The sequence below is a fragment of the Microbacterium pollutisoli genome, assembly GCF_053586795.1.
Genome location: NZ_JBNYWT010000004.1, coordinates 394,660 through 414,679, shown reverse-complemented (window position 1 = coordinate 414,679; position 20,020 = coordinate 394,660). Strand labels below are relative to the sequence as shown.

The following is a 20,020-nucleotide window of genomic DNA, read 5'->3' as shown; positions in this document are numbered from 1 at the left end:
ATAAACACCAGGGCCTCCGCTGCATGTCGGCACCCCAAGGCCGCTCCTCGGGGATGATCCACGAATCTGCACCGTGAGGCCCTGGCCTACAAGACCAACATCAGAACCCCACACTCATAGGGTCTGATCCGCCGCACCCGCCGCACCCAATTCCGTGTCGAGTTCGGATTTCGGTTAACAGCGGCTAACATGTCGGGGGCGATACGAAGGAGTGTCTGGGGATGCACGACCACCGCGCGGCGATCATCGGCGCAGGACCATCGGGGCTCTCCGCTGCGCGCGCCCTGCAGAAGGCCGGGATCGGCTTCGACGGCTACGAGGCCTCCTCGGGGGTGGGCGGGCTCTGGGACATCGACAACCCGCGCTCGACGATGTACGAGTCGGCGCACCTGATCTCCTCGCGCACGACGACGCAGTTCACCGAGTTCCCGATGGCGACCGACGCCGACTATCCGGGCCACCGCGTGCTCATCCGGTACTTCCGTGACTTCGCCGACCACTTCTCGCTCACCGAGCACTTCCGGTTCGACACGAAAGTGACCGCCGTCACCCGGGACGGCGACGGCTGGACGGTGACCGCGACGGCACCGGACGGCTCCGAGACCCGCGCGCACTACGACAGCGTCATCCTGGCCAACGGCACCCTGGCCGAACCGAACGTGCCCACCTTCCCCGGTTCGTTCACCGGCGAGCTGCTGCACACCAGTGCGTACAAGCGGGCCACCCAGCTGACCGGCAAGCGGGTGCTGATCATCGGTGCCGGCAACTCCGGATGCGACATCGCGGTGGATGCCGTGCACCACGCCGCCTCGGTCGACATGAGCGTGCGCCGCGGCTACTACTTCGTGCCCCGGTACCTCTTCGGACGCCCATCCGACACCCTGAACCAGGGCCGGCCGCTGCCGGCACGCATCAAGCAGTTCATCGACACGCGCATCCTGCGAGCGTTCACCGGTGACCCGGTGAAGTTCGGCTTCCCGCGGCCCGACTACAAGATCTACGAGTCGCACCCGATCGTGAACACCCTCATCCTGAACCACCTCGGTCAGGGCGACCTGCGCATCCGCGCCGACATCGACCGGTTCGACGGCGACACGGTGCACTTCCGCGACGGGTCGAGCGGGCAGTACGACACCGTGCTGCTGGCCACCGGGTATCGGCTCGACTACCCCTTCGTCGACCGCGCCGACCTCAACTGGACGGGTGCCAGCCCCCGCCTGTTCCTGAACATCTTCCCGCCCTCGTTCAACGGCCTGTACGTCATGGGCATGATCGAGGCGTCCGGCATCGGCTGGCAGGGCCGGTACGAGCAGGCCGAGCTCATCGCCGCCTACCTGGCCGCACCCGCCCACCGCCAGGCCGCGTTCCGCCGCCGGGTGACCGGTGAGCCGTGGCCCGATCTGACCGGCGGCTACCGCTACCTGGGCCTGGACCGCATGGCGTACTACGTCAACAAAGACGCCTACCGCCGCGAGCTCCGCGCGGCCGCTGCCCCCCTCGTGGATGCGGCCGCTGCACACGACCGCATCAGCACGCCCGCTCGCTGACCGCACCCGAACGACAGAAAGCACCCTGATGAACCCGGACGACGTCGTCCTGAACTTCACCCCCGGCACGCTCATGATCCTGAACGTGGTGCTGGGACTGATCATGTTCGGCATCGCGCTGGACACCGCGCCCGGCGACTTCAAGGCGGTGGCCCGCAGACCGAAGCCGTTCGTGGCCGCGATCGTCGCGCAGCTGGTGGTGCTGCCGGCGGTGACCTTCGCGCTGACGCTCGTGCTGCCGATCCCGCCGTCGATGGCTCTGGGCATGATCCTGGTGGCGTGCTGCCCGCCCGGCAACATCTCGCAGGTGCTCACCCACCGCTCCGGCGGCAACGTGGCCCTGTCGGTGTCGATGACCGCCGTCGGCAACCTCATCTACATCGTGACGCTGCCGTTGAGCCTCGCCTTCTGGGGCTCCTTGCACCCGACCGCGCGGGCGCTGCTGGAGCGCGTCGAGCTGAACCCGTGGCAGATGCTGCTGGAGATCTTCCTCATCATCGGTCTGCCGTTCCTGGTGGGCCTGGCCATCCGCGCCCGGTTGGTGAGATTCGCCGCGAAGGTGCAGCCGTTCGTGAAGTGGTTCTCGCTCCTCGCCCTGCTCGGTTTCATCGTCGGCGCCCTCGCCGGCAACTGGATGTATTTCGTCGCGTTCCTGGGCATCATCGTGCTGGTGGTCACGATCCACGACGCCGTGGCGCTGGCCCTCGGTTACGGCACCGCGGTCGTCGGCGGCATGGGCACGCGCGAGCGCAAGGCCGTCACGTTCGAGGTCGGCATCCGCAACGCCGGTCTGGGCCTGGGCCTGGTGTTCGCGTTCTTCGGCGGCCTGGGCGGCATGGCGATCGTGGCCGGCTGGTGGGGGGTCTGGGACATCATCGCGGGCCTGATCCTGGCCGCGCTGTGGCGGCGCCACACGAAGCGGCGCACCGGGTCGGGCACCGGTGACGCGACGGGACGCGCCGCGGTGGATGCCACGGCGGCGCCGGACGGAACCGGCGGTGCGGCGGGCGGGACCACGGCGGACGGAGCCGTGTCATGAGCCGGCGTGTGCTGGTCACCGGCGGCAGCGGCTTCCTCGGGTCGCACGTCGCGGCCGCGCTGGTGGCGCACCCCGGAGTGGAACTGGTCGTCGCCGGCGATGTGCGCACCCCGCCGGAACCGGTCGCGGGGGTCGTGTACGAGACGTGCGACGTGACCCGCCCCGACGGACTGCCCGAACTGCTGCGCCGCCACCGCATCGACGTCGTCGTGCATCTGGCCGCGATCGTCAACCCCGGCCGAGACCATGACCTCGAGTACCGCGTCGACGTCGACGGTGCCCGGCACGTGCTCGAGGCGTGCGTGGCCGCCGGGGTGCAGCGCATCGTCGTGTCGTCGTCGGGGGCCGCCTACGGGTATCACGCCGACAACCCGCAGTGGCTGCGGGAGGACGACCCGGTGCGCGGCAACGACGAGTTCCCCTACGCGAAGCACAAGCGGCTGGTCGAGCAGATGCTCGGCGCGTTCCGCGAGACCGATCCCCAGCTCGAGCAGGTGGTGTTCCGCATCGGCACGATCCTGGGACCGACCGTGAAGAACCAGATCACGGCGCTGTGGGACGGCCCGGCGCTGCTGGCGGTGCGCGGCTCGGAGTCCCCGTTCGTGTTCGTCTGGGTCGACGATGTCGCCGCGGCGATGGCGCACGCCGCCACCGACGGTCCGCCGGGCATCTACAACGTCGCCGGGGATGGGGCGGTCACCGTGCGTCAGATCGCCCGGCGCCTGGGCAAGCCGGTGCTGAACGTGCCGGCATCCCTGCTGGCCGTCGTGCTCCGGCTGGGACGCGCGCTGCGATTGACGGTGCACGGCCCCGAGCAGGTCGGTTTCCTGCGCTACCGGCCCGTGCTCGCCAACGACGCGCTGCGGGAACGGTTCGGGTTCACGCCGTCGAAGACCTCGGCGGAGGCGTTCGAGGCGTACCTGGCCACCCACCCTGATCTGGCGCGGCGCTGATCGGGCGCGACGGCGCGGCGGCCGCGGTCAGGCGGCGAAGCCGTCGGCGATCAGGGCGATGAGCTCCTCGCGCTCCTCCACCGACAGGAAGGCCGCGGCGGCCGCGTTGAGCTGGAACGCCTCGAGGTCGTCGAGCGTGTACTCGAACGTGTCGGCGAGCAGCTTCAGCTCGCGGGTGAGCGAGGTGCGGCTCATGGTGCGGTTGTCGACGTTCACCGTGACGGCGAAGCCGAGCTGGTAGAGCAGGTCGAACGGGTGGTCCTCCAGCTGCGTGCCCCAGCGCTCGATGGCCCCGGTCTGCAGGTTCGACGACGGCGACAGCTCGAGCGGGATCTCGCGATCGCGCACCCAGCGGGCCAGGTCGCCGAACTGGACGAGCACCTCGTCGCCTTCCTGCGAGACGACGTCGAGGTCTTCGGCGATGCGCACCCCGTGCCCCAGCCGCAGCGCCCGTCCGTCCAGCAGCGCGGAGCGGATCGAGTCGAGGCCCGCCGCTTCGCCCGCGTGCACGGTGACCGGGAAGAACTCGGATGCCAGGTAGTCGAACGCGGCCCGGTGATTAGACGGCGGGAAGCCGTCCTCGGGGCCGGCGATGTCGAAGCCGCACGCGCCGTCGTTGCGGAAGGCGACGGCGAGCTTGGCGATCTCCAGCGACCGGTCGGTGTGGCGCATCGCGGTGATCAGCTGCCCCACGCGGATGTCGCGGCCGGTCGCGTCGACCGCGTCCTCCCCGGCTTCGATGCCCTCCTGCACCGCCTCGACCGCTTCCTCCAGCGTCAGCCCGCGGGCCAGGTGCTGCTCGGGGGCCCACCGCACCTCGCCGTAGATGACGCCGTCGGCGGCCAGGTCCTCGACGAACTCCTGCGCCACCCGGCGCAGCCCCTCACGGGTCTGCATGACCGCGGTGGTCAGGTCGAACGTCTTCAGGTACTCGACGAGCGACCCGGAGTCGCTCTGGTCCTCGAACCAGTCGGCCAACGCGTCGGCGTCGTCGGTCGGCACGTCCAGGCCGATCTCGTCGGCCAGCTCGATGATCGTCTGGGGCCGCACGGCGCCGTCGAGGTGGTCGTGCAGCGACACCTTCGGCAGGGAGCGGATCGAGACGCCCTGCAGCTTCGGGTCACGGTGTGGATCGATGGCCATGATGATGCTCCTCCGGTCAGGCGGTGATGCGCTCGCGCACGAGGGGCGCCCGGGTACCGGCCGTCGCATCGGCGCCGACCTCCCAGGCACCCTCGAGCGCGTCCAGCGCGCGGGCGAACCGCTGGTCATCATCGGCCAGCAAGGTGAACACGGGCTGACCGGCGCGCACGGTGTCGCCGGGGCTGACGTGCAGATCGATGCCGGCGGCGTGGATGACCCGATCCTGCGCCCGGGCGCGACCGGCGCCCAGCCGCCAGGCGGCGATGCCGAAGGGCAGCGCGTCGAGGCGGGTGACGACGCCGTCGGCGGTGGCGGTGACGGTGTGCGTCTCGCGCGGGGCCGGCAGCGCGGCATCCGGGTCGCCGTCCTGGGCGCGGATCATGGCCCGCCAGGTGTCCATGGCACGCCCGTCGCGCAGGGCCTCCTCGACGTCGGCGTCCGGCCGGCCGGCGAGCGTCAGCATCTCGCGTGCCAGGGCGACGGTCAGCTCGACGACATCGGCCGGGCCGCCGCCGGCGAGCACCTCGACCGACTCGCGGACCTCGTTCGCGTTGCCGATGGCCCGGCCCAACGGGGCGTTCATGTCGGTCAGCAGCGCCGTCGTCGCGACACCCGAGTCGGTGCCCAGCGCCACCATGGTGTGCGCCAGCTCCCGGGCGCGGTCGATGTCCTGCATGAACGCGCCGGACCCGAACTTCACATCGAGCACGAGCGCATCGGTGCCCTCGGCGATCTTCTTCGACATGATGCTCGAGGCGATCAGCGGAATCGCCTCGACGGTGCCGGTGACATCGCGCAGGGCGTAGAGCCGCTTGTCAGCCGGAGCCAGGCCGGTGCCGGCCGCGCAGATGACGGCGCCCACGTCGCGCAGCTGCGCGGTCAACTCGTCGTTGGTCAGCGCGGCCCGCCAACCCGGGATCGACTCGAGCTTGTCGAGGGTGCCGCCGGTGTGCCCGAGGCCGCGTCCGGACAGCTGCGGCACCGCGACGCCGAACGAGGCGACCAGGGGTGCCAGCGGCAGGGTGATCTTGTCCCCCACCCCGCCGGTGGAGTGCTTGTCGACGGTGGGCTTGCCGAGCCCGGCGAAGCTCATCCGCTCCCCGGAGGCGATCATCGCGTCGGTCATGACGCGGATCTCGTCGCGGGTCATGCCGTTGAGCAGGGTCGCCATGGCGAAGGCGGCCATCTGTGCGTCGGCGACGTACTCGCGGGTGTACGCGTCGATCATCCAGCGCAGCGCGTCTTCGGGCACGGCGCCGCCGTCCCGCTTGATGCGGATGACGTCGACGGCGTCGAAGGGTTCGACGGTCATCGTGCCGCCTCCAGGTCACGCGGCCCGAAGGCGTCGGGCAGCACCTCGTCGATCGAGCGGATGCCGGAGACGGTCTCCAGCAGCATGCCCGGCAGGGCGAACTCGTACAGCAGCTGACGGCAGCGTCCGCACGGCATGATCGTCTCGCCCTGACCGTTGACGCACACGAAGGCGACCAGCTGCCCGCCGCCGGACATCTGCAGATCGGAGACGAGACCGCATTCGGCGCACAGGCCGACCCCGTAGGACGCGTTCTCCACGTTGCAGCCCGAGACGATCCGCCCGTCGGAGACGAGCGCGGCCGCGCCCACCTTGTAGTGCGAGTACGGCGCGTACGCACGTCTCATGGCTTCGGTGGCGACCGCGCGCAGGTGGTCCCAGTCGATGTCGGTCATCGTCACCCCTTGATATACGGCTTGCCGGCGGCGGCGGGGCCGCGGATCTGCCCCGCGAACCCGGCCACGGCGAGGATCGTCACCACGTACGGCAGCATGAGCATGAACTCGCTGGGGATCGGGGTCTTCAGCACGGTGAGCAGGTTCTGCAGGTTCGTGGCGAACCCGAACAGCAGCCCGGCCAGCGCGGCCCGCACCGGGTCCCATCGGCCGAAGATCACCGCGGCCAGGGCGATGAAGCCGAGCCCGGCGGTCATCTCCTTGCCGAACTGCGGCACCGACACGAGCGTGAAGTACGCGCCGCCGATGCCGGCGATCGCACCGGCCAGCGACACGTTCCAGAACCGCGAGGTGTTGACGCGGATGCCGACGGTGTCGGCGGCCTGCGGGTGCTCGCCGACCGCACGCAGCCGCAGCCCCCACCGGGTGCGGTACAGGCCCCAGGCCACGAGGAACACGGCGATGTACATCAGGTACACGATGAAGGTCTGGTTGAACAGCACCGGGCCGATGATGGGGATCTCCGACAGCAGCGGGATCTCCATGCGGGTGAACCGCACGGGGTTGTTCAGCTCCGCCTCGTTGGGGGCCAGCAGCGCGCCGTACAGGAAGCCGGTGAGGCCGGTGACGAGCACGTTCAGCACGACACCGACGATCACCTGGTCGACGAGGTACTTGATCGAGAAGGCGGCCAGGACGAAGGCGACCAGCACACCGCCGACCATGGCGCCGATCAGGCCCACGAACGGATTGCGCGTGACACTGGACAGCAGGGCGGCCGAGAACGCGCCCAGCAGCAGCTGGCCCTCGATGGCGACGTTGATGACGCCGACGCGTTCGCCGAGCACGCCGCCCAGGGCGCCGAACACCAGCGGCACCGACAGCGACACGGCGCCGAACAGCAGTCCAGTCACCGGGACGAGGCCGTCCGCGGCCGCCCAGGTCAGGAAGGCGAACACGCCCAGCACGGCGAAGACGATCGTCAGCCACAGCCCGGTGCGGCGATACGACCAGGCCGACCAGGCCGACCACAGCGTGAGCAGCACCAGCACCACCAGGACGCTCCAGCAGGTCACGCCGGTGGGCACCGCCACGTCGGGCAGCGCGATCGATGAGCTGCGGTCGCCGAGCCGGAAGGTGCTCGTGCCGTCGCGCGGCGCGAACAGGAACAGCAGCGCCAGCAGGACCGTCACCCCGGCCAGGGTGATCGGCACCTTCATGCTGCGCTGACGGACGGTCGTGTGCGCGGCACCGACGGTGGCGGTGGGGGCGAGCGCGGTCATTCCGACACCACCTTCTCCGCGGCCGGCACCGACCGCTTCTTCGCGTTCTTCGCGCGGATCTTGGCCGCCTTCTCCGCCTCGGTCTTGGGCAGGAAGAAGATCGTGCGCAGCAGCGGCGGCGCGGCGATGAACAGCACGATCAGCGACTGCACGACCAGCACGATGTCGACGGGGATGCCCTGCGCCTGCATCGAGAACGAGCCGGCCTTGAGCGCACCGAACAGGATGCCGGCGGCGAACACCCCCCAGGCGCGGCTGCGGCCGAGCAGGGCGACGGTGATCGCGTTGAAGCCGATACCGGCGTCGATGAGCCCGTCGAACCCGCCGACCACCGAACCCTGGATCTGGTTCATGGCGGCCAGCCCCGCCAGGCCGCCGGCGAAGACCATGGCGTAGATGTACATCCGCTGCACCGAGATGCCCGCCGCCTGCGCCGCGTGCGGGTTCTCCCCCACCGCGCGCAGCCGGAAGCCGAGACTCGAGCGCTCGACGAGCCACCACACGAACACCGTCGCGGCGATGACGACGACGAACCCCCAGTCCAGCAGGGGGAAGTCCGGCCCGAGCAGGTCGGGGAACTGGGCTCCCGCCGGGGTCGGCGCCGAGATCGGCTGATCGCCGGCGGGACGCTGTAGCAGCCTGGGATCGCGCACCATCCAGGTGATCAGGTAGAACGCGATGTAGTTCAGCATGATCGTCAGGATCACCTCGTGCGCGCCGGTGCGCGCCTTCAGCAGACCCACGATCCCGCCCCAGATCGCCCCGCCGGCGATGCCGGCCAGCAGCGTGAGCGGCAGGTGCAGGTACAGGGGCAGATCGAAGCTGAAGGTGAACAGTGCCGCAGTGGCGGCACCGATGAGCATCTGGCCGCGGCCGCCGATGTTGAACAGGCCGGCGCGGAAGGCGAGGCCCACCCCGAGGGCGGCGGCGATCAGGGGCGCCGCGTAGCCGAGGCTGTTGGTCAGCGGCTTGATCTGCGCTGCGAAGTCGGCGCCGCGCGGGTTGAACACCGCGCCGCGGAACAGCGCCTCATAGCCGCCGTACACCGACGCCCAGATCGCGGCGAACGTGTCGCCGGGGCGGGCGAAGAAGTATCCGGCCGCCTCCTGCACGTCGTCGTCGGTGATCGCGATGAGGATGCCGCCGACGACCATCGCGATCACGATCGCGAGGATCGTGGTCACCGCGCTGCCGCGCAGCAGCTCCTTGATGAACACGTTGGTCCGCGGCGGGGGCGGCGCCTCGTCGGGCGAGCCGGTGAGCGGGCCGGTCACGTGCGGGAGCTGCTCGGGGGGCAGGGGGCTGCGCGCCGGCTCCGCGCCGGGGGTCGTTCCGCTCATGCCGCCACCTCCGGCTGCGGCTCGCCGGCCATCATGAGGCCGAGGACATCGCGGGGGGTGTCGGCCGGGACGATCCCGATGATCGACCCGCGGTACATGACGGCGATGCGGTCGGCGAGGGCGGTCACCTCGTCCAGTTCGGTGGACACGACGATCACGGGCACCCCTGAATCCCTGGTCTCGATGATGCGCTTGTGGATGAACTCGATGGAGCCGACGTCGACACCGCGGGTGGGCTGCGCCGCCACAAGGAGCCGCAGCTCCCGGCTCATCTCCCGGGCGATGACGACCTTCTGCTGGTTGCCGCCGGACAGCGCGCCGGCGGGCGTGTGCGGTCCCTGCGTGCGGATGTCGTATTCGACGATGCGGTCGCGGGCGAACTCGTCGAGCACGCCGCGCAGGATTGTGCCGCCGCGCACGAACGTGGGATCGGAGGAGCGGTCGAGGATGAGGTTCTCGGCGACCGAGAACGCGCCGACCAGGCCGTCCTCGTTGCGGTCCTCGGGGATGAAGCCGACGCCGGCGTCGAGGATGCCGCGGACACTGCGGCCCACCAGCTGTTCGCCGTCGAGCCGGATCGATCCGTCGACCTTGTCGGCGAGACCGACGATGGCCTCCACCAGCTCGGTCTGGCCGTTGCCCTGGACGCCGGCGACGGCCAGGACCTCGCCGGGCCGGACCTCGAAGGTGACGCCGTCGACGACGACCTCCCCGGTCGGGGTGAGCACCCGCAGGCCGTCGACCTGCAGGCCGCCCTCCCCCAGGTTCGGCGGCTCCTTCTGCACCGTCAGCTCGACGGCGCGCCCCACCATGAGCGAGGCCAGCTCGGCGTTGGTGGCCGTCGGCGAGGCTTCGCCCACGACGGCGCCCAGGCGGATCACGGTGATGCGGTCCGCGACTTCGCGGACCTCACGGAGTTTGTGGGTGATGAACACGATCGACGTGCCCTCGTCGCGCAGCTGACGCATGATGCCCATGAGCTCGTCGGTCTCCTGCGGGGTGAGCACGGCGGTGGGCTCGTCGAACACGAGCACCTTCGCGTCGCGGGACAGCGCTTTGATGATCTCCACCCGCTGCTGCACGCCCACCGGGAGGTCCCCGACGACGGCGTCCGGGTCGATGTGGAACCCGAAACGCTCGGCGACGTCGCGGACGAGCTGGCGGGCCGAGTTCAGGTCGAGGGCGCCGATCGCGTTCGTGCTCTCGTGGCCGAGCATGACGTTCTCGGCGACGGTGAAGACCGGGATCAGCATGAAGTGCTGGTGGACCATGCCGATGCCGGCGTTCATCGCGTCGCCGGGGCCCCGGAAGTGCTGCACCTCGCCGTCGAGGAGGATGTCGCCCTCGTCCGCCTGGTACAGGCCGTAGAGCACGTTCATGAGGGTGGACTTGCCGGCGCCGTTCTCACCGAGGAGCGCATGGATCTCCCCCGGGTGGACCACCAGATCGATGTGATCGTTGGCCGTGAGACTTCCGAAGCGCTTGGTGATCCCGCGCAGCTCGAGCTTCATGCTTGAACCCTATCCAGTCGGTTTACCTGCAGAAAGGACGGCGGCCGGCCCGGACGCTGGGCATCCGGCCGACCGCCGTCGAATCTCGACGCTTACGGCGAAGCGGGCGAGGTGACCTCGAGGTCACCGGCGATGATCGCGTCGCGCAGGGCGGCGATCTCGTCGGTCAGACCCTCGGGCAGTTGCGACTCGAAGTCGCCGAAGCCGGACAGGCCCACACCCTCGTTCTCGAGCGTGCCGACGTACGGGGTGACGTCGAAGTCGCCGGCGGCGGCCTCCATCGTCGCCTCGTACACCGCGGAGTCGATGCGCTTGAGGATCGACACGAGCACGCGGTCGGCGACCGACGGGTCGGCGACGGCGAGGTCGGAGTCGACACCCAGGATCAGCGCGTCCGAACCGGCGTCGGCGATGGCGGCCGTGGCGCTCTGGTAGATCGGGCCACCGACCGGGAGGAGCACGTCGGCACCCTGGTCGAGCACACCCTGCATGGCCTGCTTGGCGGTGTCGTTGGCTTCGAAGCCACCGGTGAACGAGCCGTTCTGCGCGTCGACGTCCCAGCCGAGGGTGGCCACGTTGGCACCCTTGTCCTCGTTGTACTTCTCGACGCCGTCGACGAAGCCGTCCATGAAGATCGTGACCGGCGGGATCGGGATGCCGCCGACGGTGCCGACCTTGTTCACGCCCGACTGCGCCGACCAGGCGGCAGCGGCGTAGCCGCCGAGGTAGGCGGCCTGGACGGTGTCGAACATGAGCGGACGGATGTTGGGCGCGTCGGTGGTGCCGTCGCCGATGTCGTTGCCGTCATCGTCCTTGGCGCCGGTGTTGTCGGCCCAGTCGTCGATGATCGCGTAGTCGATCTCGGGGTTGGCCAGCGCCGAGGTGATCGTGTCGGCCGAGAGCTTGAAGCCCACCGAGACGATGAACGTGCAGCCCTCCGAGACGAGGGTCTCGAGGTTGCCGGCGTAGTCGTTGGCCGACGTCGACTCCATCTCGATCGGGGTCACGCCGAGCTCCTCGGCGGCACGGTCCATGCCCTCCTTGGCCGACTGGTTGAACGACTTGTCGTTCCAACCGCCCTCGTCCGAGACGAGGCAGGGCAGGAAGTCGTCGGCGGGCTCGGGGGCGGCGCCCGACGGGCCCGCCTCCGGGGCACTGCCGCAGCCGGCGAGGGCCAGGAGAAGGGCGGCGGCGCTGGTGACGCCGAGAACCTTCTTGGTGTTCGAGATGGTCAAAGCAGCCTCCACATCGATGGCCCGCGGACCTCGCGGGACCGAGTTGCTGGGGCCCGCGCGACACGCGGGACACTAGAAGTTACCTTTTATGACTCCGGGCTTGCATCCTGCAAAGCGTTTTCCGCACCAAAGGTTACAAAGACGCAATCAACCCGTTCGGTTCCGCGCAACGTGCGCGCGAAGGCGTGCGCCGGTGGATGCCGGCGGCATCCGGTCAGAGCACGTCGCCGCGTCCGGTGAGCTTGAGCGCGTCGACGACGTTCTTGACCCGCTGCGCGTTCTCGCTGGTGGTGACCAGCAGGGCGTCGGGGGTGTCGACCACGACGATGTCCTTCACTCCGATCAGGCTGATGACCCGGGAGGTGTGACTGACCACGATGCCGCTCGCGGTGTCGGACAGGATGCGGGCGTTCTCGCCCAGGATCGCCAGGTCGTTCTTGCGGCCGTGCGAGTTGAGCTTGGCCAGGCTCGCGAAGTCGCCCACATCGTCCCAGTCGAAGTGTCCGGGCACGACCGCCAGCCGGCCCTTCTCGGCGGCGGGCTCGGCGACGACGTAGTCGATGGCGATCTTGGCGAGCTTGGGCCAGACGCGGTCGACGACGGGCCCGCGCCGGTCCCGGTCGTCCCACGCCTCGGCGAGCTCCAGCAGCCCCGCGTGCAGCTCGGGATTGTTCGCCTCGATCTCCCCGAGCAGCACGTCGGCGCGTGAGATGAACATCCCCGCATTCCACAGGTAGTCGCGCGACTGCACGTACTCCCGCGCGGTCTCCAGGTCGGGCTTCTCGACGAACCGTTCGACCAGCGCGCCTTCGGGTGCGCCCTCGACGGAGAGCCTGTCGGCCTTCTTGATGTACCCGAAGCCCACCGACGGCTCGGTCGGGGTGATGCCGATCGTGCAGACATACCCTTCGCGCGCGATCGCGACCGCCTGCTGCACTGCCCAGTGGAACACCGACAGCACCCGGATGACGTGATCGGCCGCGAACGATCCGATGATCACCTCGGGGTCCCGACGGTGCAGGATGGCCGCGGCCAGCCCGATGGCGGCCGCCGAGTCGCGCGGCTCGGATTCGAGGAACACGTTGTGGTCCGGGATGCCGGGCAGCTGCTCCTCGACGGCGGCGCGGTGCGCGCGGCCGGTCACCACGGCGATGCGATCGGCGCCGGCCAGCGGTTCGAGACGGTCCCAGGTGTCGCGCAGCAGGGAGTGTCCGGACCCGGTGAGGTCGTGCAGGAACTTGGGGGCGTCGGCGCGCGACAGCGGCCACAGCCGACTGCCGACCCCGCCGGCGGGGATCACGGCGTAGAAGTCCTCGATGCGCTCGACCATGGCTCCGAGCGTACCGGCGCCCGCTCCGGGGGCGGTTTATCTCGATGTCGAGATACTTAGGGTGTCCTTCGTCGCCGGGGGCCGCAGACGGGAATAGGATGGCGGTGCGCCCGTGTGCGACGACGGGGTCCTCCTCAGGGAGTCGAAAGATCCACGCCGTGGGGGCGCCCGTTCACACCAAGGGAGGACGACCGTGTCTGCAGCAGCACGCGTCACACCGTCGGTATCCGAGACCACCTCACGCACGCCGCGCGGCACCCTGTACCGCGGCAGCGAAGGCATGTGGTCCTGGGTCCTGCATCGCATCACCGGCATCGCCATCTACTTCTTCCTACTCGTCCATGTGCTCGACACGGCGCTGATCCGTCTGTCGCCGGAGGCGTACGACGCGGTGATCGGCACCTACAAGAACCCGATCATGGGCTTGGGCGAGGTCGCCCTCGTCGCCGCGATCGTCTACCACGCGTTCAACGGCCTGCGCGTCATCGCCGTCGATCTGTGGCCGTGGGCGACCCGTCACCAGCGTCAGCTGTGGTGGGGCGTGCTCGCCGTCTGGGCGGTGACCGTCGCCGGGTTCAGCGCACGCCACATCCCGAACGTGTTCTCGCAGCTGGGGGGGACGCACTGATGACCGCCGACACGCTCGCCGCTCCGCGCTCCGCGCAGGTGCGCCGCAAGGGCAGCAACCTCGAGAAGTGGGGCTGGATCTACATGCGCGCCTCCGGCGTGCTGCTGGTGGTGCTGATCTTCGGGCACCTGTTCGTCAACCTCATGCTCGGCGAGGGCATCCACGGCATCGACTTCGCGTTCGTCGCCGGCAAGTTCGCCGATCCGTTCTGGCAGTGGTGGGACGTGCTGATGCTGTGGCTGGCGCTCATCCACGGCGCGAACGGCATGCGCACGATCGTCAACGACTACGTGACCGGTGAGACCACCCGCAAGGTGCTGGTCTGGGCCGTGTGGATCGCGTCCGCGTTCCTCATCCTCCTCGGCACCCTCGTCGTGTTCACCTTCGATCCCTGCCTGGGCATCGAGAACAGCACGACCGAGTGGCTGATCGAGATGTGCGCGGCACGCTAACGAACGAGAGCAGAGGCACCCCCACGTGAGCACTTCCACCGCCGACAGCTACGTCAAGGACGGCGTCCACTACCACCAGTTCGACATCGTGATCGTCGGCGCCGGTGGCGCCGGCATGCGCGCCGCGATCGAGGCCGGCCCCGGCGCGAGGACCGCCGTGATCACGAAGCTCTACCCGACCCGCTCCCACACCGGCGCGGCGCAGGGCGGCATGGCCGCGGCCCTGGCCAACGTCGAGGAGGACTCCTGGGAGTGGCACACCTTCGACACCGTCAAGGGCGGCGACTACCTCGTCGACCAGGACGCCGCGGAGATCCTGGCCAAGGAGGCCATCGACGCGGTCATCGACCTGGAGAACATGGGTCTGCCGTTCAACCGCACCCCCGACGGCAAGATCGACCAGCGTCGCTTCGGCGGCCACACCGCCGAGCACGGCAAGACCCCCGTGCGCCGCGCCTGCTACGCGGCCGACCGCACCGGGCACATGATCCTGCAGACGCTGTTCCAGAACTGCGTGAAGCTGGGCATCAACTTCTTCAACGAGTTCTATGCGCTCGACCTCATCACGGTGAAGGATGCCGCCGGCGCCACCCAGATCGCCGGTGTCGTCGCCTACGAGCTGGCCACCGGCGAGCTGCACGTGTTCCACTCCAAAGCCGTCATCTTCGCGACAGGCGGCTTCGGCAAGGTGTTCAAGACGACCTCCAACGCGCACACCCTCACCGGTGACGGCGTCGGCATCATCTGGCGCAAGGGGCTGCCGCTGGAGGACATCGAGTTCTTCCAGTTCCACCCGACGGGCCTGGCGGGCCTGGGCATCCTGCTGACCGAGGGCGCCCGCGGTGAAGGCGCGATCCTGCGCAACGCCTCGGGTGAACGGTTCATGGAGCGCTACGCCCCCACGATCAAGGACCTCGCGCCGCGCGACATCGTCGCCCGCTGCATGGTCAAGGAAGTCCTGGAGGGCCGCGGAGCCGGCCCCAACAAGGACTACGTGTACCTGGACTGCACCCACCTGGGCGCCGAGGTGCTCGAGACGAAGCTGCCCGACATCACCGAGTTCGCCCGCACCTACCTCGGGGTCGACCCCGTCGTCGAGCCCGTACCGGTCATGCCCACGGCCCACTACGCGATGGGCGGCATCCCGACCAACACCGACGGTGAGGTGCTCGCCGACAACACGACGGTCGTCCCGGGCCTGTACGCGGCGGGCGAGTGCGCGTGCGTGTCGGTGCACGGCGCGAACCGGCTGGGCACCAACTCGCTGCTGGACATCAACGTGTTCGGCAAGCGGAGCGGCCGCAACGCGGTCGAGTACGTCAAGACCGCCGACTTCGTGCCGCTGCCGGAGGACCCGGCCCGCGAGACCCGCGAGATGCTGGAGGGCCTGCGCAACAACCCCGGCACCGAGCGCGTCGCCGTCCTGCGCAAGAAGCTGCAGGAGGAGATGGACGCCAACGCCCAGGTGTTCCGCACCGAGGAGACGCTGACCAATGTCATGGGAACGATCCACGACCTGCGTCAGCGCTACAAGAACGTGCACGTCGACGACAAAGGCAAGCGATTCAACACGGACCTGCTCGAAGCCGTGGAACTGGGCTTCCTGCTCGATCTCGCGGAGATCATCGCCTACGCCGCCCGCAACCGCAAGGAGAGCCGCGGTGGCCACATGCGGGAGGACTACCCCGACCGCGACGACGAGAACTACATGAAGCACACGATGGCCTACCTCACCGGCGACCCGCACTCGCCGGACCCGGAGGACCACATCCGGCTCGACTGGAAGCCCGTCGTGTTCACCAAGAACGCGCAGGGAGAGCTGAACTATCCCCCGCTGGAGAGGAAGTACTGATGACCCTCGTCGCTGAAGAGACCGCCGTCGCCGACGACTCCGGCATCCAGTCGTATCTGGTCACCTTCATCATCCGTCGCTTCGACCCCGAGCAGGACGCCGAGCCTCGCTGGGTCGACTACGACGTGGAGATGTACCCCACCGACCGCGTGCTCGACGCCCTGCACAAGATCAAGTGGGAGGTCGACGGCTCGCTGTCGTTCCGCCGGTCGTGCGCGCACGGCATCTGCGGGTCGGACGCCATGCGCATCAACGGCCGCAACCGCCTGGCCTGCAAGACGCTGATCAAGGACCTCGACATCTCGAAGCCGATCTACGTCGAGGCCATCAAGGGCCTGCCGCTGGAGAAGGACCTCATCGTCGACATGGAGCCGTTCTTCGCGTCGTACCGCGAGGTGCAGCCGTTCCTCATCGCGAACACGGCGCCGGAGCCGGGCAAGGAGCGCATCCAGTCGATCACCGACCGGGCGATCTTCGACGACACCACCAAGTGCATCCTGTGCGCGGCGTGCACCTCGTCGTGCCCCGTGTTCTGGACCGACGGCCAGTACTTCGGGCCGGCGGCCATCGTCAACGCCCACCGCTTCATCTTCGACTCGCGCGACGACGCGGGCGATGTGCGCCTGGACATCCTCAACGACAAGGAGGGTGTGTGGCGCTGCCGCACGACCTTCAACTGCACCGAGGCCTGCCCGCGCGGCATCGAGGTCACCAAGGCGATCGCCGAGGTGAAGCAGGCCATCATGCGCGGCTGACCGGCCGCGACACCGGCGACCGCGGGCTCGATAGCCTGGCACCGTGATCGACAAGCTGAGCCGTGCGCAGGCGCGCGGCGCCGCCGACGCCGCCGCGCGCGAGGAGGAGACGCTGCGGGCCCGGTGGGAGGCGACGCAGAGCGCGTTGCGCGAGCGCCTGGACGAGCCGATCGCCCGGGCCGCCGCGATCACCCAGCGCACGCTGGCGTGGTTCCCGATCCGGGTGTGGCGTCACTTCCTGCAGCACAACGGCTTCCTGCTGGCCGCCGGCGTCAGCTACCAGGCGCTGTTCGCGGTGTTCGCGGGCATCTACGTCGCCTTCGCGATCGCGGGGCTGTGGCTGGGCGGCAGCGCCGAGGCGATCGCGGCGCTCATCGCGGCGATCAACACCTACATCCCCAATCTGATCCTCCCCGAGGGCGAGGGCGGGCTGTTCACGACCGAGCAGGTCACCGCGATCGCCACCGGCAGCGCCGGCGTGCTGGCCGTCACCGGTGGCATCGCGATCATCGTGGCGGCGTGGACGGCGATCGGCTTCGTGACCTTCGCGCGCCGGGCGGTGCGCGACATCTTCGGGCTGCGGCCGGACCTGCGCAACTACGTCTATCTGAAGGCCCGTGACCTGGTCGCGGCGGTCGTGTTCGGGGTGGCCCTGCTCGTCGGGTCGGCGATGAGCGCCGTCGGCACCTGGGCGCTGGAGCTGCTGTTCGGTCTGTTCGGCTGGGACACCCGGTCGGGCTGGTTCGGCTTCGGGCTGCGCATCGCGACGGTCGCGGTCTCGTTCTCCCTGTACACGCTGGCGCTGGCCGCGCTCGTGCGGTTCCTGACCGGCACGTCGCTGCAGTGGCGGTCGATCTGGACCGGCGCGATGCTCGGCGGGGCGGCGCTGACGGTCCTGCAGCTGGGTGCCGGCATCCTGCTGCTGTACACCCCGGCCAACCCGCTGCTGGCGACGTTCGCGGTGTTCATCGGTCTGCTGCTGTGGTTCCGCATCGTGGGGGTCATCCTCCTGGTGGCCGCCGCCTGGATCGCCGTGGGTGCGAAGGACGGCGATCAGCCGCTCGTCGAGCCCACCGAGGAGGAGCGTCTGGCCGCCGAGCACGCCGCCCTCGTGCTGGCCGCGCGGGTCCGCCTGCGCACCGCCCGGGAGGCACGGGCCGCGGCGCCGTGGTACCGGGTGTGGAGCGCGAACCGTGCCGTGCGGGAGGCGATCGACGAGCTGCATGCCGTCGAAGCGGCCGCTCCCCCGGCACCGCAGCAGCGCCTCAGCCTCTTCGAGTGAGCGTGTGTCACCGGTCGTGCTTAGGCTTGTCCGGTGCCTCGAAATCTCCGTATCGCCTCCGTCAACGTCAACGGCATCCGCGCCGCCGCCCGCAAGGGCATGCACCCGTGGCTCGATCAGGCGGGTGTCGACATCCTCACCCTCCAGGAGGTGCGCGCCGACGCCGACGCCCTGGCCGCCGCCCTGCCGGGCTGGCACGTGATCGGCGACGAGGCGCTCGCGAAGGGCCGGGCCGGTGTCGCGATCGCGATGCGGGAGCCGTTCGACGTGTGGCGCGCCGAGTTCGGTGACGGGTCGTTCGACGCGAAGGGCCGCTGGATCGAAGCGGACATCGACGTCGACGGCGAACAGGTGACGGTCGTCAGCGCCTACGTCTACACCGGCGAGCACGGCACCGAGAAGCAGGTCGCCAAGTACGCGTTCCTGGACGCCATGGAGCAGTGGATGCCGGCGGCCGGCGACCGGCTCGCCCTGATCACCGGTGACCTGAACGTCGGGCACCGCGAGCTCGACATCCGCAACTGGAAGGGCAACCTGACCAAGGCGGGGTTCCTGCCCCGCGAACGCGCGTACTTCGACCGGTTCACCGGCGCGGCCGGCGCCGAGATCGACTGCGTCGACGGCACCCGCGGCACGGGTCTCGGCTGGGTCGACGTCGGTCGCCGCTGGGCCGGCGAGGTGGACGGCCCGTACTCGTGGTGGTCCAGCCGCGGCAAGGCGTTCGACAACGACACCGGGTGGCGCATCGACTACCACCTGGCGTCGCCCGCTCTGGCCGAGCGGGTCACCGACTACCGGGTGGTGCGGGCCGCGTCGTGGGACACCCGCTGGAGCGACCACGCCCCCGTCGTCGCGGACTACAGGCTCGGGCTGTGAGCGCCCAGACCCGCCGCCGGCATCCGTTCGCCTGCGCCGGTCCCCGTAGGATTGACGGGTGACGAAACCGCGCCTCTATTCCGGAATGCAGCCCTCGGCCGACTCGCTTCAGATCGGCAACTACATCGGGGCGCTCATGCAGTGGCGCGACCTGCAAGAGGCGTACGAGGCGTTCTTCTCGGTCGTCGACCTGCACGCCCTGACGCAGCCGAACGACCCGGCCGAGCTGCGCGCGAAGACCCGCCGCACCGCCGCGCAGTACATCGCCGCGGGCATCGAGCCGTCCCGCTCGACGCTGTACGTGCAGTCGCACGTGCGCGCACACGCCGAACTGGCCTGGATCCTGTCGACCATCACCGGTTTCGGCGAGGCCGGCCGCATGACGCAGTTCAAGGACAAGTCGCAGCGGTACGGCACCGATTCGACGAGCGTCGGACTGTTCACCTACCCGGTGCTGATGGCCGCCGACATCCTGCTGTACCAGACCGACATCGTCCCGGTCGGCGACGACCAGAAGCAGCACGTGGAGCTGACCCGTGACCTCGCCGAGCGGTTCAACTCGCGCTACGGCACGGCGTTCACGGTGCCGATGCCGGTCATCCAGCAGGACACCGCCCGCATCTACGACCTGCAGAACCCGACCGCGAAGATGTCGAAGTCGGCCGAGTCGGATGCCGGTGTGCTGTGGCTGCTGGACGACCCGGCCGTGTCGGCGAAGAAGATCATGCGGGCGGTGACCGACTCGGACGGCTCGGTGCGGTTCGACCGCGAGGCCAAGCCCGGTGTCTCGAACCTGCTCGTCATCTACGCGGCGCTCACCGGCCGGCAGATCCCGGCGATCGAGGACGAGTACGCCGGCCGCGGCTACGGCGACTTCAAGAAGGGTCTGGCCGAGGTGGTCGTCAACGAGTTCTCGCCCGTGCGCGAGCGCGCCCTGGAACTGCTGTCGGACCCGGCCGAACTCGACCGGGTGCTGGCCGCCAACGCCGCCCGCGCCGACGAGGTCGCCGACCGGACGCTCGCCGACGTGTACGACAAGGTGGGCCTGCTGCGCCGGGTGTGAGGCGGAACGCCGGCCCGGGGATCC

18 protein-coding genes are annotated in these 20,020 nt (G+C 69.6%); 10 read left to right on the top strand and 8 right to left on the bottom strand.

Features of this window, described 5'->3' with window-relative positions:
• Nucleotides 1-221: 221 nt before the first annotated feature.
• From ACQ143_RS11600 to ACQ143_RS11590, 3 genes are read left to right on the top strand one after another with little or no spacing between them, the layout of a single operon-like run.
• Entirely contained in the window at nucleotides 222-1,547 is a 1,326-nt protein-coding gene (locus tag ACQ143_RS11600; RefSeq protein WP_449570847.1) for a flavin-containing monooxygenase, read from the top strand.
• A 28-nt stretch (nucleotides 1,548-1,575) separates the two neighbouring features.
• Complete coding sequence (locus ACQ143_RS11595; RefSeq protein WP_449570846.1) at nucleotides 1,576-2,586, top strand: bile acid:sodium symporter family protein; 1,011 nt, start codon at nucleotides 1,576-1,578, stop codon at nucleotides 2,584-2,586.
• A complete protein-coding gene (locus ACQ143_RS11590) occupies nucleotides 2,583-3,539 on the top strand; it encodes an SDR family oxidoreductase (protein ID WP_449570845.1) in 957 nt (318 codons plus the stop codon). The genes ACQ143_RS11595 and ACQ143_RS11590 overlap by 4 nt, the downstream gene beginning before the upstream one ends.
• 27 nt (nucleotides 3,540-3,566) lie before the next feature.
• Here the strand turns inward: ACQ143_RS11590 and ACQ143_RS11585 are convergent, their stop codons facing one another.
• The 8 genes from ACQ143_RS11585 to ACQ143_RS11550 all read right to left on the bottom strand — a co-directional run bounded on the left by ACQ143_RS11585 (nucleotide 3,567) and on the right by ACQ143_RS11550 (nucleotide 13,088).
• Nucleotides 3,567-4,682 carry an adenosine deaminase gene (locus ACQ143_RS11585; protein WP_449570844.1) on the bottom strand — a complete coding sequence of 372 codons (1,116 nt, stop codon included), beginning with the start codon at nucleotides 4,680-4,682 and terminating at the stop codon, nucleotides 3,567-3,569.
• Nucleotides 4,683-4,698: 16 nt separating this feature from the next.
• Nucleotides 4,699-5,994 carry a thymidine phosphorylase gene (locus ACQ143_RS11580; protein WP_449570843.1) on the bottom strand — a complete coding sequence of 432 codons (1,296 nt, stop codon included), beginning with the start codon at nucleotides 5,992-5,994 and terminating at the stop codon, nucleotides 4,699-4,701.
• On the bottom strand, nucleotides 5,991-6,389 hold the full coding sequence (locus tag ACQ143_RS11575; RefSeq protein ID WP_449570842.1) for a cytidine deaminase: 399 nt from the start codon (nucleotides 6,387-6,389) through the stop codon (nucleotides 5,991-5,993). Before ACQ143_RS11575 ends, ACQ143_RS11580 begins: the two co-directional genes overlap by 4 nt.
• Nucleotides 6,390-6,391: 2 nt before the next feature.
• Nucleotides 6,392-7,672 (bottom strand): ABC transporter permease, encoded by a 1,281-nt coding sequence (locus tag ACQ143_RS11570; protein ID WP_449570841.1) that lies wholly within the window; start codon nucleotides 7,670-7,672, stop codon nucleotides 6,392-6,394.
• Nucleotides 7,669-9,012, bottom strand: coding sequence for an ABC transporter permease (locus ACQ143_RS11565; protein ID WP_449570840.1), 1,344 nt, complete (start codon nucleotides 9,010-9,012; stop codon nucleotides 7,669-7,671). Before ACQ143_RS11565 ends, ACQ143_RS11570 begins: the two co-directional genes overlap by 4 nt.
• Nucleotides 9,009-10,523: an ABC transporter ATP-binding protein gene (locus tag ACQ143_RS11560; RefSeq protein ID WP_449570839.1), complete on the bottom strand. Its 1,515-nt coding sequence runs from the start codon at nucleotides 10,521-10,523 to the stop codon at nucleotides 9,009-9,011. The genes ACQ143_RS11565 and ACQ143_RS11560 overlap by 4 nt, the downstream gene beginning before the upstream one ends.
• Nucleotides 10,524-10,615: 92 nt before the next feature.
• Nucleotides 10,616-11,758, bottom strand: coding sequence for a BMP family lipoprotein (locus tag ACQ143_RS11555; protein WP_449570838.1), 1,143 nt, complete (start codon nucleotides 11,756-11,758; stop codon nucleotides 10,616-10,618).
• A gap of 214 nt (nucleotides 11,759-11,972) precedes the next feature.
• Entirely contained in the window at nucleotides 11,973-13,088 is a 1,116-nt protein-coding gene (locus ACQ143_RS11550; protein WP_449570837.1) for a mannose-1-phosphate guanylyltransferase, read from the bottom strand.
• Between the two features lie 193 nt (nucleotides 13,089-13,281).
• Here ACQ143_RS11550 and sdhC point away from each other — a divergent pair, with 193 nt between their 5' ends.
• The 7 genes from sdhC to trpS are packed head-to-tail and all read left to right on the top strand — an operon-like array spanning nucleotide 13,282 to nucleotide 19,996.
• Nucleotides 13,282-13,716: a succinate dehydrogenase, cytochrome b556 subunit gene (gene sdhC / locus ACQ143_RS11545; protein ID WP_449570836.1), complete on the top strand. Its 435-nt coding sequence runs from the start codon at nucleotides 13,282-13,284 to the stop codon at nucleotides 13,714-13,716.
• Entirely contained in the window at nucleotides 13,716-14,168 is a 453-nt protein-coding gene (locus ACQ143_RS11540; RefSeq protein WP_449570835.1) for a succinate dehydrogenase hydrophobic membrane anchor subunit, read from the top strand. The genes sdhC and ACQ143_RS11540 overlap by 1 nt, the downstream gene beginning before the upstream one ends.
• Before the next feature lie 25 nt (nucleotides 14,169-14,193).
• Nucleotides 14,194-16,020 carry a succinate dehydrogenase flavoprotein subunit gene (gene sdhA / locus ACQ143_RS11535; protein ID WP_449570834.1) on the top strand — a complete coding sequence of 609 codons (1,827 nt, stop codon included), beginning with the start codon at nucleotides 14,194-14,196 and terminating at the stop codon, nucleotides 16,018-16,020.
• On the top strand, nucleotides 16,020-16,775 hold the full coding sequence (locus ACQ143_RS11530; protein ID WP_449570833.1) for a succinate dehydrogenase iron-sulfur subunit: 756 nt from the start codon (nucleotides 16,020-16,022) through the stop codon (nucleotides 16,773-16,775). Before sdhA ends, ACQ143_RS11530 begins: the two co-directional genes overlap by 1 nt.
• Nucleotides 16,776-16,818: 43 nt before the next feature.
• On the top strand, nucleotides 16,819-18,057 hold the full coding sequence (locus tag ACQ143_RS11525; protein ID WP_449570832.1) for a YihY/virulence factor BrkB family protein: 1,239 nt from the start codon (nucleotides 16,819-16,821) through the stop codon (nucleotides 18,055-18,057).
• 33 nt (nucleotides 18,058-18,090) lie between these two features.
• Nucleotides 18,091-18,933, top strand: a complete 843-nt coding sequence (locus ACQ143_RS11520) for an exodeoxyribonuclease III (RefSeq protein WP_449570831.1) — start codon at nucleotides 18,091-18,093, stop codon at nucleotides 18,931-18,933.
• Between the two features lie 58 nt (nucleotides 18,934-18,991).
• Entirely contained in the window at nucleotides 18,992-19,996 is a 1,005-nt protein-coding gene (gene trpS / locus ACQ143_RS11515) for a tryptophan--tRNA ligase (protein ID WP_449570830.1), read from the top strand.
• Nucleotides 19,997-20,020: the final 24 nt, after the last annotated feature.

Excerpts from the sequence above, each read along its gene's own strand:
- ACQ143_RS11540 (WP_449570835.1), top strand. The coding sequence starts at position 13,716 with ATGACCGCCGACACGCTCGCCGCTCCGCGCTCCGCGCAGGTGCGCCGC.
- ACQ143_RS11580 (WP_449570843.1), bottom strand. The coding sequence starts at position 5,994 with ATGACCGTCGAACCCTTCGACGCCGTCGACGTCATCCGCATCAAGCGG.
- ACQ143_RS11565 (WP_449570840.1), bottom strand. The coding sequence starts at position 9,012 with ATGAGCGGAACGACCCCCGGCGCGGAGCCGGCGCGCAGCCCCCTGCCC.
- ACQ143_RS11585 (WP_449570844.1), bottom strand. The coding sequence starts at position 4,682 with ATGGCCATCGATCCACACCGTGACCCGAAGCTGCAGGGCGTCTCGATC.
- ACQ143_RS11550 (WP_449570837.1), bottom strand. The coding sequence starts at position 13,088 with ATGGTCGAGCGCATCGAGGACTTCTACGCCGTGATCCCCGCCGGCGGG.
- ACQ143_RS11600 (WP_449570847.1), top strand. The coding sequence starts at position 222 with ATGCACGACCACCGCGCGGCGATCATCGGCGCAGGACCATCGGGGCTC.
- ACQ143_RS11530 (WP_449570833.1), top strand. The coding sequence starts at position 16,020 with ATGACCCTCGTCGCTGAAGAGACCGCCGTCGCCGACGACTCCGGCATC.
- ACQ143_RS11595 (WP_449570846.1), top strand. The coding sequence starts at position 1,576 with ATGAACCCGGACGACGTCGTCCTGAACTTCACCCCCGGCACGCTCATG.
- ACQ143_RS11590 (WP_449570845.1), top strand. The coding sequence starts at position 2,583 with ATGAGCCGGCGTGTGCTGGTCACCGGCGGCAGCGGCTTCCTCGGGTCG.
- ACQ143_RS11570 (WP_449570841.1), bottom strand. The coding sequence starts at position 7,672 with ATGACCGCGCTCGCCCCCACCGCCACCGTCGGTGCCGCGCACACGACC.
- ACQ143_RS11575 (WP_449570842.1), bottom strand. The coding sequence starts at position 6,389 with ATGACCGACATCGACTGGGACCACCTGCGCGCGGTCGCCACCGAAGCC.
- ACQ143_RS11560 (WP_449570839.1), bottom strand. The coding sequence starts at position 10,523 with ATGAAGCTCGAGCTGCGCGGGATCACCAAGCGCTTCGGAAGTCTCACG.